Source organism: Methylobacterium sp. W2 (genome assembly GCF_020662345.1).
In the GTDB taxonomy this organism is placed as follows: domain Bacteria; phylum Pseudomonadota; class Alphaproteobacteria; order Rhizobiales; family Beijerinckiaceae; genus Methylobacterium.
Genome location: NZ_VMOA01000076.1, coordinates 1 through 12,227 on the forward strand (window position 1 = coordinate 1; position 12,227 = coordinate 12,227).

9 protein-coding genes are annotated in these 12,227 nt (G+C 67.9%); 8 read left to right on the top strand and 1 reads right to left on the bottom strand.

Annotated features, from left to right (window positions below; genetic code table 11):
- The 7 genes from FPV16_RS25425 to FPV16_RS25455 form a co-directional block, all read left to right on the top strand.
- On the top strand, positions 1 to 465 hold a 465-nt coding region (locus FPV16_RS25425; RefSeq protein WP_319802279.1), incomplete at its 5' end, for a transketolase C-terminal domain-containing protein.
- A gap of 150 nt (positions 466 to 615) precedes the next feature.
- Complete coding sequence (gene hpnA / locus FPV16_RS25430; RefSeq protein WP_227441299.1) at positions 616 to 1,656, top strand: hopanoid-associated sugar epimerase; 1,041 nt, start codon at positions 616 to 618, stop codon at positions 1,654 to 1,656.
- Entirely contained in the window at positions 1,653 to 2,567 is a 915-nt protein-coding gene (gene hpnC / locus FPV16_RS25435) for a squalene synthase HpnC (protein WP_227441300.1), read from the top strand. Before hpnA ends, hpnC begins: the two co-directional genes overlap by 4 nt.
- Positions 2,564 to 3,418: a presqualene diphosphate synthase HpnD gene (hpnD, locus tag FPV16_RS25440; protein WP_227441301.1), complete on the top strand. Its 855-nt coding sequence runs from the start codon at positions 2,564 to 2,566 to the stop codon at positions 3,416 to 3,418. The genes hpnC and hpnD overlap by 4 nt, the downstream gene beginning before the upstream one ends.
- Entirely contained in the window at positions 3,418 to 4,734 is a 1,317-nt protein-coding gene (gene hpnE, locus FPV16_RS25445) for a hydroxysqualene dehydroxylase HpnE (protein WP_227441302.1), read from the top strand. The genes hpnD and hpnE overlap by 1 nt, the downstream gene beginning before the upstream one ends.
- A 38-nt stretch (positions 4,735 to 4,772) precedes the next feature.
- Positions 4,773 to 6,770: a squalene--hopene cyclase gene (shc, locus tag FPV16_RS25450; RefSeq protein ID WP_227441303.1), complete on the top strand. Its 1,998-nt coding sequence runs from the start codon at positions 4,773 to 4,775 to the stop codon at positions 6,768 to 6,770.
- 163 nt (positions 6,771 to 6,933) lie between these two features.
- A complete protein-coding gene (locus tag FPV16_RS25455) occupies positions 6,934 to 7,614 on the top strand; it encodes a phosphorylase (protein WP_227441304.1) in 681 nt (226 codons plus the stop codon).
- Between the two features lie 95 nt (positions 7,615 to 7,709).
- Here FPV16_RS25455 and hpnH read toward each other — a convergent pair whose 3' ends face one another.
- Entirely contained in the window at positions 7,710 to 8,873 is a 1,164-nt protein-coding gene (gene hpnH, locus FPV16_RS25460; RefSeq protein ID WP_227441305.1) for an adenosyl-hopene transferase HpnH, read from the bottom strand.
- 677 nt (positions 8,874 to 9,550) lie between these two features.
- On the opposite strand from hpnH, the gene FPV16_RS25465 reads away from it, so the two are divergent.
- Positions 9,551 to 12,217, top strand: a complete 2,667-nt coding sequence (locus FPV16_RS25465) for an MMPL family transporter (RefSeq protein WP_227441306.1) — start codon at positions 9,551 to 9,553, stop codon at positions 12,215 to 12,217.
- Positions 12,218 to 12,227 lie beyond the last annotated feature (10 nt).

A 12,227-nucleotide genomic window follows, 5' to 3' on the forward strand; every position in this document is an offset into this window, starting at 1 on the left:
GAGCGCGGCGAGGCCCTGCCCATCGGCAAGGGCCGGATCGTCAAGCGCCCCGAGAATGCGCGGGTGGCGCTGCTCTGTCTCGGCACGCGCCTGTCGGAGGCGCTGAAGGCGGCCGACCTGCTCGAGAACGCCGGGATCGCCGTGAGCGTGGCGGATGCGCGCTTCGCCAAGCCGCTGGACGAGGCGATGATCCTGGATCTGGCGGCGAGCCACGAGGTTCTGGTCACCCTGGAAGAGGGGTCGGTCGGCGGCTTCGGCGCGATGGTGCTGCATCTCCTGTCGGAAAAGGGCGCCCTCGACACGGGCCGGGTGCGGGTGCGGACGCTGACGCTGCCGGACACCTACCAGGACCACAACAGCCCGGAGGCGATGTACGCCGAGGCCGGCCTCGACGCCGACGGCATCGTCAGGACCGTCAAGGCCGCGCTGCCCGAGCAGAAGGCCGGACGCCTGCGTCTCGCCTGAGCTCCGGCCCCCCGGCGTGTGGCCGCGCACGGAAGTCTCCGTGTGTGGCAGCGCTGCGCTTGTTCGCCTCGCCGTTCGATGGGAAAAGGCCGGGCATGACGTGCCGATCCGGCACGTATTCCTAACCGATTCCCAGACCTTACGAGAGACATGACAGAGGCCACTCCTTCCGGCAGGTTCGACGAGAGCCGTTTTGATGCCGGTCCGGTTCTCATTACCGGAGCGAGTGGTTTCCTCGGTGCAGCCCTCGTGGACGTGTTCCGCAAGGCCGGCTTCTCCGTACGGATCATGGTGCGGGCCTCGTCCCCGCGCACCAATCTCGTCTGGAACGATGTCGAGATCGTCGAAGGCGATATGCGCGACCGCGCATCGGTCGCCGCCGCGCTCGCCGGCCAGCGCTACCTCGTCCATGCCGCCGCCGATTACCGGCTCTGGGCACCGGACCCGGAGGAGATCGTCCGCACCAACCGCGACGGTGCCGTCATTCTCATGGAGGAGGCCCTCCGCGCCGGTATCGAGCGGATCGTCTACACGTCGAGCGTCGCCACCATCAAGCCGCATGACGACGGCACGCCCGCCGACGAGACACGGCCTCTCACCCCCGGCACGGCCATCGGCGCCTACAAGCGCAGCAAGGTCGTCTCCGAGCGCGTGGTCGAGGAGATGGCGGCCCGCAACGGCCTGCCCGTGGTCATCGTCAACCCGTCGACGCCCATCGGCCCCCGCGACGTCAAGCCGACCCCGACGGGCCGTATCATCGTGGAAGCGGCCCTCGGCCGGATGCCGGCCTTCGTCGATACCGGCCTCAACCTCGCCCATGTGGACGACGTCGCCTACGGCCATCTTCTCGCCCTGCGCCATGGCCGCACCGGCGAACGCTACATCCTCGGCGGCGAGAACGTTCTCCTGTCGCAGATGCTCGCCGACATCGCCGGCATGGTCGGCCGCAAGCCGCCGACGATCAACCTGCCGCGCGCCGTGGTCTATCCGATCGCGTTCGTCTCCGAGCAGATGGCCCGGATCACCGGCAAGGCTCCGTTCGCCACCATCGACGGCATCAAGATGTCGCGCTACCGCATGTTCTTCACCGATGCCAAGGCGCGGGCCGAGCTCGGCTACACCGCGCGGCCCTATCGCGAGGGCCTGTCGGACGCCCTCGCGTGGTTCCGCCAATCGGGGTACGTGAAGTGAGTGCCCATCTCGACACCGCGACGGATGCGCGATCGGGCAAGGGGCACAAGGACGAGAACTTCCCCGTCGCCTCCCACCTGATCCATCCGAAGAATCGCGGCGCCATCCTGGCGTTCTACGATTTCGTGCGGGCGGGCGACGATGTCGCCGACCATGCCGAGCTGTCGCCCGAGCGCAAGATCGAGCTTCTCGATCGGCTCGCCGACGCCCTGACGGGCAAGGGCCCCTCCGACCCGGAGGCCGAGCCGCTGAAGCGTGAACTCGCCGCGCGCGGCCTGCCGCCGACGCACGCCCTCGAACTCCTCGACGCCTTCCGCCTCGATGCCGTGAAAAGCCGCTACGAGGACTGGGACGACCTCATCGCCTATTGCCGGCTCTCGGCCATGCCGGTGGGCCGCTTCGTTCTCGACGTCCATGGCGAGGACCCGGCCGTGGTCTGGGGGCCGTCCGACGCGATCTGTGCCGCCCTCCAGATCATCAACCATCTCCAGGATTGCGCGAAGGACTATCGCCGCAACGACCGGGTCTACCTGCCCCGCGAGACTCTGGAGCGCCACGGCGTCTCCGTGGAGGCACTCGCCGCCGACAAGGCCTCCCCTGCCCTGCGCGCCGTCATCCGTGAACTCGCGGAGCGGACCATGGTCCTTCTCGACGAGGGCGCCGTGCTGCCCGACCTGATCGACGACCTGCGTCTGAGCCTCGAGATCGCGGCGATCCATCGCCTCGCCGTGGTGCTCTGCCGTGGGCTGATGGAGCGCGATCCGCTCTCCGAGAAGGTGCATCACGGCAAGGCGGGCTTCGCCCTCACAGCTCTGGGCGGGATCGCCGCGACCCTGGCGCGGCGTCCGCTTCGTTCCCGCATTCTCCGCCGCCAGGCCACGCGCGTCGCCAGCCACGGAGTCCGGCCATGAGCGCCACCGCATCACCCGCTCCCACGGCCTCCGAGGCGCAGGACGCCGCCCTGCCGGCCGCCGGCTCCTCGTTCTACACCGCCATGCGGCTCCTGCCGAAGGATCGCCGCGAGGCGATGTACGCGGTCTACGCCTTCTGCCGCTCGGTGGACGACGTCGCCGACGATGGCGGTCCGGCCCCCGTCCGCGCGGCGGAACTCGACCGCTGGCGCGCCGATATCGATGCCCTCTATGCCGGCAATCCGGCTCCGCGCTTGCGCGACCTCGTGGTGCCCATCCAGCGCTACGGCCTCCTGCGGGAGGATTTCCAGGCGGTCATCGACGGCATGGCGATGGATGCGTTCGAGGACATCGTCGCCCCCGACGAGGCGACCCTCGATCTCTATTGCGACCGCGTCGCCAGCGCAGTCGGGCGACTATCCGTGCGCATCTTCGGCCTGCCGGAGGCCGACGGCATCCGGCTCGCCCATCACGAGGGCCGCGCGCTGCAGTTGACCAATATCCTGCGCGACATCGATGAGGATGCCGAGCGCGGCCGCCTTTACCTGCCCCGCGAGAAGCTTGCCGGCATCGGCCTCACCGATCCGACGCCCCAGGCCGCCATCGCCCATCCCCGCATCGGCGAGGTCTGCATCGCCGTGGCGAGGGAGGCGGAAGCCCATTACCGCGACACCTGGACGATCATCGACCGCAACCCGCGCAAGGAGACGAAGGCCCCCCGCCTGATGGCGGCGGCCTACCGGCTCTATCTCGACGCAGTGCTGAAGCGCGGCTGGGCCATGCCCCGCGCCCGCGTGAAACCCTCGAAGCTCGCCCTGCTCGGCGTCGCGCTTCGTCACGGGATCCTGTGATGACGGGACAACAGACCGGAACGGTTCACGTCGTCGGCGCGGGGCTGGCAGGCCTGTCGGCCGCCGTGTCGCTCGCCGAGCAGGGGCGCCGCGTCATCGTGCATGAGGCCGCCAAGCAGGCGGGCGGGCGCTGCCGCTCCTATTTCGATTCGACGCTGGGCCTGACCATCGACAACGGCAACCACCTGCTGCTGTCGGGCAACCGCTCGTCCCTCGATTTCCTGAAACTGGTGGGCGCCCCCGCCGATGCCCTGACCGGGCCGGAGGAGGCCGAGTTCCCCTTCGCCGACCTGAAGACCGGCGAACGCTGGACCCTGCGGCCGAATGCCGGCCGGGTGCCGTGGTGGGTGCTGCAGGCCTCGCGCCGCGTGCCCGGCAGCCGGGCCATGGATTACCTCGCGCCCCTGAGCATCCTCCGGGCCGCCTCGGGAAAGGCGCCGGGGCGCGGCGGCACGATCGGCGAACGCATGGAATGCTCGGGGCCGCTCTATGAGCGCCTCTGGCATCCGGTTCTGCTCGCCGCCCTCAACACCGATCCGCAGGAGAGCGATGTCGGCCTTGCCGCCACGATCCTGCGCGAGACCCTGGGCGCGGGTGGCGCCGCCTGCCGGCCGCTCATCGCCGTCGGCGGCCTCTCGGCCGCCTTCATCGATCCCGCCCTGTCGTATCTGGCCCGGCACGGCGCCCAGATGCGCTTCGGCCGGCGCCTGCGCGGGCTCGGTGCCGATGCGGGCCGTGTCGATACGCTCCTGTTCAGCGACGAATCCATCACGCTCGGCCCCGACGATTCGGTGGTTCTGGCCCTGCCGCCCTGGGTGGCGTCCGATCTGCTGCCGGGCCTGGCTGTTCCGCAATCCTACCGGTCCATCGTCAATGCTCATTTCGCGATCCTTCCTCCACAGGGCTCGCCATTATTGCTCGGCGTGGTGAATGGTCTGACGGAATGGCTGTTCGCCTATCCGGACCGACTGTCGGTGACCATCAGCGGCGCCGATCGCCTGCTCGATGTGCCGCGCGAAGACTTGGCGAAGCAGATCTGGGCCGAGCTCTCGACTTTGACTGGACTTGCACCGGAACTGCCAAGCTGGCAGATCGTCAAGGAGAAACGGGCGACCTTCGCGGCGACGCCCGAAGAGGCCGCACGGCGCGCGAGTGCCGTGACGGCCCACGACAATCTCGTCCTGGCAGGCGACTGGACCGCGACCGGCCTGCCATCGACGATCGAGGGGGCGATCCGTTCGGGAACGACGGCCGCACAGGCGCTTCTCAAGGGAGCGCGTGGACGCGGTGAAGCTATGACGCGCGGCGCGGCGTGAGGGAGGGGCCGCGTCAAGCGGCGCTTGAGGCGAGGACGATGCGAGAGGCATTCAAGAAGGTCGAGACGCTCCAGCGTCCCAAGACCCAGGAGATTTCCCTGGACGACGTCGAGCATGGAGTCATGCGGGCGACGCAGGCCCTGACGAACCTTGTCCACGCGGACGGCCATCTGTGCTTCGAGCTCGAAGCGGATGCGACGATCCCGTCCGAATACATCATGTTCCACCAGTTCCGGGCGACCACCATCCCGCCCGAGCTGATGGCCAAGATCGGAAACTATCTCCGCCGCACGCAGGGCAAACACGGCGGCTGGTCGCTGGTCCACGATGGGCCGTTCGACATGAGCGCCAGCGTGAAAGCCTATTACGCGCTGAAATTCGTCGGCGACTCGATCGAGGCCCCGCATATGCGGCGCGCCCGCGAGGCGATTCTGTCGCGCGGCGGTGCGGCCAATTCCAACGTGTTCACGCGCTTCCTGCTGGCTCTGTTCGGCGAGGTGCCGTGGCGCGCCGTGCCGGTGATGCCCGTCGAGATCATGCATCTGCCGAAGTGGTTTCCCTTCCACCTCGACAAGATCTCCTACTGGGCGCGCTGCGTGATCGTGCCCCTGCTGGTGCTGCAGGCCAAGAAGCCCCTTGCCAAGAACCCCCTCGGCCTCGGCGTCTCCGAATTGTTCGTGACGCCGCCCGACCACGTCCGGTCCTGGCCCGGTAGCCCGCATGCGACCTGGCCCTGGACGCCGATCTTCGGCGCGATCGACCGGCTGCTGCAGGTCACGCAGGATTATTTCCCGAAGAAGCGGCGTCAGCGCGGCATCGACAAAGCCGTGGCCTGGACCAGCGAGCGCCTCAACGGCGAGGACGGCCTCGGCGCCATCTTCCCGGCCATGGTCAACACCGTGCTCATGTATGAGGTGCTCGGCTACCCCGCCGATCACCCTCAGGTGCGGATCGCCTGCGAGGCGGTCGAGAAGCTTGTCGTGGTCAAGGAGCACGAGGCCTACGTCCAGCCCTGCCTCTCGCCGGTCTGGGACACGGCCCTGGCCGGCCATGCCCTGCTGGAAGCCGGTGGGCCCGATGCCGAGCATCAGGCCCGGCGCGGGCTCGACTGGCTGCGTCCGCTCCAGGTGCTCGACATCAAGGGTGACTGGGCGGCCGGACGCCCCAATGTCCGCCCCGGCGGCTGGGCGTTCCAATACGCCAACCCGCACTTCCCCGATCTCGACGACACCGCCGTGGTGGTGATGGCCATGGACCGGGCGACGCGCCAGCATGGTCTCGTCGCCGACGTGCCGGATTACGCGGTCTCCATCGCCCGCGCCCGCGAATGGGTCGAGGGCCTGCAATCGAGCGATGGCGGCTGGGCGGCCTTCGACGCGGACAACAACCACCATTACCTCAACAACATCCCGTTCTCGGATCACGGCGCTCTGCTCGATCCGCCCACCGCCGACGTCACGGCGCGCGTCGTCTCGATGCTCTCGCAACTCGGCGAGACCCGCGAGACCTCGAAGGCTCTCGATCGCGGCGTGAAATATCTCCTCGACGACCAGGAGGAGGACGGCTCCTGGTACGGTCGCTGGGGCATGAACTTCATCTACGGCACGTGGTCGGTGCTGTGTGCCCTCAACGCCGCCGGCGTCGACCCGGCCTCGTCGGAGATCCGCCGGTCGGTGGCCTGGCTCATCCGCATCCAGAACCCGGATGGTGGCTGGGGCGAGGACGCCTCGTCCTACAAGATCGATCCGGCCTTCGAGCCCGGCTATTCCACCGCCTCCCAGACCGCCTGGGCGCTCTTGGCGCTGATGGCGGCCGGCGAGGCCGACGATCCGGCCGTGACGCGGGGCATCAACTACCTGACGCGCACGCAGGGAGCCGACGGGTTCTGGTCTGAGGAGCGCTACACGGCGACCGGGTTCCCGCGGGTCTTCTACCTGCGCTACCACGGCTACCCGAAGTTCTTCCCGCTCTGGGCCATGGCGCGCTACCGCAACCTCAAGCGCAGCAACACGCGGTCGGTCGCCTACGGGATGTAGGCCCTCCTCGACCCTCTCCCCTCTGCGAGAGAGGGTGCCTGCGGAGCAGGCGGGAGAGGGGGCGCCCTATCCGGGAACGTCGCTCCCCTCTCCCGACCCTCGCTGGCGTGAAGGCCAACCTCCCCCGCAGAGGGGGGAGGGATTTTGCGTTCCGGATCATCACATGCTTCCCGTTCTTGCTGTCACCGGCCTGTCCAAGGAGGCCCGGCTCGCCGCTGGTCCCGGCGTCGAGGCCGTGGGAGCGGGCGGATCTCCCCAGCGCTTGCGCGCCCTGCTCGATCTCCGCAGGGAGGGCGGATGTCGTGCCGTGATCAGCTTCGGCATCGCCGGAGGGCTCGATCCGTTGCGGGTTGCCGGTGACGTGGTCATCGCCACGGCCATCGTCACCGAGGCGGGGCGACGCGAGACCGATGCCGCCTTGCGCGATGCGCTTCACTCCGCTCTATCGAGAACCGATCTCACGACGCTCTCCGCCGACCTCGCCGGCGTCGACGCGGCCGTCCTGAGTGTGGCCGCGAAAACCGATCTCCACGCCCGCACCGGCGCGGCGGCGGTGGACATGGAATCCCATGTCGCCGCAGAGTTCGCGGCCCGCCATGGCCTTCCGTTCGCGGCGATCCGCGTGGTCTGCGACCCGGCCGACCGCGCGCTGCCCGCCTTCGTCGCCACGGCGTTGAAGCCGAGCGGCGATCCCGACATCCTCGCCGTTCTCACGGCCCTCGCCCGGCGACCTGCGCATCTGCCGGCACTGATCCGCCTCGCCCGTGATTCGGGGCGAGCCTTCGCCGCACTCTCCCAGTGTCGGGTCATCCTCGGCCCCGGCCTCGGTCTGCCGGACGCCTGACGCTTCCGGACTTCGGCTCGGCGCACAAGAAAAAGCCCCGCGCTGCATAGGCAGCGCGGGGCTTTCGTTTCAGGCACGGATCACGTGCGGCGGGGTCAGGCCGCCGTGCGGTTGCGCGCCTCGCGCTTGGTGTCGACGCCCGAAGCTTTGATCTCCGACAGCTTCTGCGCGACGTTGCGCGAGAACACGAACTCGGCCGGACGCTGGTTCTCGAGGCTGACCTCGGGAGCCATCTCGCCCTCGGTCTTAATGCCGCGGATGGCGTGGATCAGCGGCTTCCAGGGCTTCTTCACGGAATCGACCACCGAGGACGCCTCGTAGCCCGAATGGACCATGCAGTCGGCGCACTTCTCGTAGTTGCCGGTGCCGTAGGAATCCCAGTCGGTCTCCTCCATCAGCTCCTTGAAGGTCGCCGCATAGCCCTCGCCGAGCAGGTAGCAGGGCTTCTGCCAGCCGAACACGGTACGGGTCGGGTTGCCCCAGGGGGTGCAATGGTAGGTCTGGTTGCCGGCCAGGAAGTCGAGGAACAGGCCCGACTGCTGGAAGGTCCAGTTCTGGCGGCCCTTCTCCTTGCCGTGCCGGAACACGCCGCGGAACAGGTCCTTCGTCGCCTTGCGGTTGAGGAAGTGCTGCTGGTCGGGGGCGCGCTCGTAGGCGTAGCCGGGGGAGACGGTGATGCCGTCGATGCCGAGCTTCGTCACGGTGTCGAAGAAGTCGGCGATCTTGTCCGCCGAGGAATTGTTGAAGAAGGTGCAGTTGATGGTGACGCGGAAGCCCATCTCCTTCGCCTTGGCAATGGCCGAGACCGCCTTGTCGTAGACGCCGCGCTGGCACACCGACTGGTCGTGCATCTCCTTGTCGCCATCGAGATGGATCGACCAGGTGAAGTACGGGCTGGGCTTGTAGTCCTTGATCTTCTTCTCGAGCAGCAGCGCGTTCGTGCACACGATCGCGAACTTCTTCTGCGCGATGATCCCGTCGACGATCTGCGGCAGATCCTTGTGCAGAAGCGGCTCGCCACCGGCGATCACCACCATGGGTGCGCCGCACTCACGCACGGATTCCAGGGCGTCGGCCACCGGCAGACGCTTGTTCAGGATCTCGTCCGGATAGTCGATCTTCCCGCAGCCGGCGCAGGCGAGATTGCAGCGAAACAGCGGCTCCATCATCATCACGAGCGGGTAGCGCTTGCGACCGGTGAGGTGCTGCTTGAGAATGTAGCCGCCAATCTTCGCGACGTAACGGAGGGGAATACCCAAGACGCGGCTCCTTGTTTTTGGCCCCGATATGAACCGGTGCATTACCGCGAAAAGCGGCGAAATTCCAGCGCACTAGGCTGGAACAGATCTTGATCCGCCCGCGCGGCCGGCGCACGATGCGTGTTTGAGCGGTCATGGGGCAATACGGCCACAGGGGAAGCGCATGTCGCCGCGCTTCCATGTCTGGCGATATCCCGTCCTTATGCCGAACCGTGGTGCTTTTTCCTATTCGGCCAGCGAATGTCAGAACTGCGCGAGCCAGAACGGCTCGACCCAAAATTGCTCGACCTCGAAGCGACGGATGTCCCGCCCGGTGCCTGGGACGACGTTCCGTCGCGACGTCGAGATGATGCGGTGCGCGGGCGCACATGGCTTCGACTGCAGGACGAGAGGATGGGGCCGCGTTGCATTTCCGCCTGCCGATGAGTACGGACACCCTCGTTCGAGGCTGGCCGTCGTCAATGTCGGCGAGAGCTTGGCCGGGTGCGGTACCAGCCGTCGCCGAGCCATGACATGCCTCGATATGCCGTCGGGACTCGTGGATTGCCTCGACAGGTGGTAACCGACCCTTGGACCAAGACCGGTCCCGCGCCGAGATCGTCGCCTGTCCCTCGCATTCGCGACACCGGCCGGTCTCGTTCGGGCGGGGCCCGCGTCGCTAGTCAGGCAGGATACTTGTGATCGAACGTCTCGTTGCGTTTTCCGTCCAACGCCGCTGGTTGGTCATCGGCCTGGTGGCGCTCCTCACCGTCGGAAGCGCGGCGCTCGCCGCCCATCTCTTCCGGATCAACACCGACGTCGAGCGCCTCATCGACACGGATGTGCCCTGGCGCCAGGACGAGATCAACTACGAGAAGGCCTTCCCGCAACGGACGGGAACCCTTGTCGCCGTCATCGACGGCAAGACGCCCGAGGTCACCGAACAGGCCGCGGCCACGTTCGCCAAGGCGCTTCTCGAGCACCCGAATCAAATTGAGACGGTCTACCGCCCCGATGGCGGCCCGTTCTACGACAAGAACGGCTTCCTGCTGATGCCGCAGGAAGAGCTCACCAAGACCATGGACCAGCTCGTCCAGCAGCAGGGGCTACTCGGTCCGCTTGCCGCCGACCCGTCCCTCCGTGGCCTCATGCGGGTGCTCGGCCTCGGCGCCCGGGGCATCAAGAGCGGCGACGCCAAGCTCGAGGACCTCGACGGTCCGATGACCCGGATCGACGAGGTGCTGCGCAAGGTGCTGGCGGGAGAGCCGGCTCGCCTGTCCTGGCAGCTGCTCCTTTCCAACGGCAAGGCCCAGGGTACGGAACTCCGCAAGTTCATCATGATCCAGCCGAAGCTGGATTACGCGGCGCTCCAGCCCGGCGCCGAGGCCTCCGCCCTGGTCCGGCGCATCGCCACCGACCTGAAGATCAACACCCTCGGCGGCCTCGACGGGGCGGACAACCCGCGCATGCGCCTCACCGGCCCGGTGGCCGTGGCCGACGACGAATTTGCCACTCTCGCCGAGGACGCGTTCCTCAACTACAGCGTCACGGCCGGCGCCATCATCCTGTTCGTCTGGCTGGCCCTGCGTTCGGCCTCCCTCGTCGGCGCAGTCCTGATCACCACCTTCGCCGGCCTTATCGTTACCGCCGCCCTCGGCCTCCTGATGGTGGGCGAGCTGAACCCGATCTCCGTGGCCTTCGCCGCCCTGTTCGTGGGGCTCGGGATCGATTTCGGGATCCAGTTCGCGGTGCGCTACCGGGCCGACCGGTTCGAGCAACCGAACCTGGCGAGCGCCATCCGTGCCGCCGCGCGCGGCGTCGGCTGGTCATTGAGTCTCGCCGCCGTCTCTCTGGTGGCCGGGTTCTTCGCCTTCCTGCCCACGGCGTTCCGCGGCGTGTCCGAGCTCGGCCTCATCGCCGGCGTCGGCATGATCGTCGCCTATCTCTTCTCGCTCACCCTGCTCCCTGCCCTCATCGCGGTGTTCAAGCCGAAGGGCGAGGCGCGGGCGGTGGAGACGACATGGCTTGCCGGCGTCGATCACTGGATCATCGAGAACCGCAAGATCGTGCTCATCATCGTCGGCGTGATCACGGTGGCGGGCATCCCGCTGCTGTTCAAGCTGCCCTTCGATTCCAACCCGATGCACCTGCGCAGCACCAAGGTGGAATCGATCTCCACCTATCTCGACCTGATCAAGGATCCGGAGACGAGCCCCAACCTCATCGATGTGATCGCGCCGAACGTGCAGGCGGTGCCCGAGCTTGCGGCCAAGCTGAAGGCCCTGCCCTCGGTCGCCCGCGTGATCGACATCGACACGTTCGTCCCCCCGGATCAGGATCAGAAGCTCGCGACCATCGCCGAGACGGCCGAACTCCTCGGCCCCATCCTCAATCCGGCGCGGAAGCCGCCGCCGCCCACCGATGCCGACACGGTGAAGGCGCTGAAGGAGGCGGCCACCGCGCTCAAGGGCATTGCTACCGGTGAATCCGGCGGTGCCAAGGCCGCCGGTGCGCTCTCGGGCACGCTCGAGTCCCTCGCCGCGGCCACGCCGCAGCTGCGTCAGGCCGCCAACGTGGCGGTCACCACCGATCTCAACACCCTGCTCAACCGCCTGCGCGGCATGCTGGCCCCCGAGAAGGTCACCCTCGCCAACATCCCGCCGCAGCTGAAGGCCGAGTGGATCGCCGCCGACGGCCGCGCCCGGATCGAGGTGCATCCGAGTGGCGATGCCAACGACAACGTTGTGCTGCGCCGCTTTGCCAAGGAGGTTCAGACCGTGGCCCCGCACGCGACCGGCGCGCCGGTGGCGACGACCTCGTCGAGCTACACCATCCTCGGTGCTTTCGTGCAGGCGGCGCTGACGGCGCTGGTGGCGATCTTCATCATCCTGTCGGTGGCCCTGCGCAAGCCCTGGGACGTGGCGATGACCCTCGGCCCGCTGGTGCTGGCCACCCTATGGACGCTGATGGCGCTGCATGTGGTCGGCATGCCGCTCAACTTCGCCAACATCATCGCCCTGCCGTTAATGCTCGCGGTGGGCGTGGCCTTCCACATCTACTATGTCATCGCCTGGCGGGCCGGCGTCACCGACATGCTGGCCTCCAGCCTGACGCGGGCGATCTTCTTCTCCGCCCTGACCACCGGCACGGCCTTCGGCTCCCTGGTTCTGTCGAGTCATCCCGGCACGGCCAGCATGGGCAAGCTCCTCGCCCTGTCGCTGTTCTTCACCCTCATCGCCGCGTTCTTCGTGGTCCCGGCCTTCCTCGGCCCGCCGCCGAAGAGGCCGGATCCGAAGCGCCCCGAAGGTGAGGATGCCGTGGCAGGGCTGAGGGCAGTGAAGCCCGAGCCCGTGGCGGTGAAGTAGGACGAGGGAC

Coding starts and splice junctions, on each gene's coding strand:
- hpnA (WP_227441299.1), top strand. CDS start 616: ATGACAGAGGCCACTCCTTCCGGCAGGTTCGACGAGAGCCGTTTTGAT.
- hpnD (WP_227441301.1), top strand. CDS start 2,564: ATGAGCGCCACCGCATCACCCGCTCCCACGGCCTCCGAGGCGCAGGAC.
- hpnE (WP_227441302.1), top strand. CDS start 3,418: ATGACGGGACAACAGACCGGAACGGTTCACGTCGTCGGCGCGGGGCTG.
- shc (WP_227441303.1), top strand. CDS start 4,773: ATGCGAGAGGCATTCAAGAAGGTCGAGACGCTCCAGCGTCCCAAGACC.
- FPV16_RS25455 (WP_227441304.1), top strand. CDS start 6,934: ATGCTTCCCGTTCTTGCTGTCACCGGCCTGTCCAAGGAGGCCCGGCTC.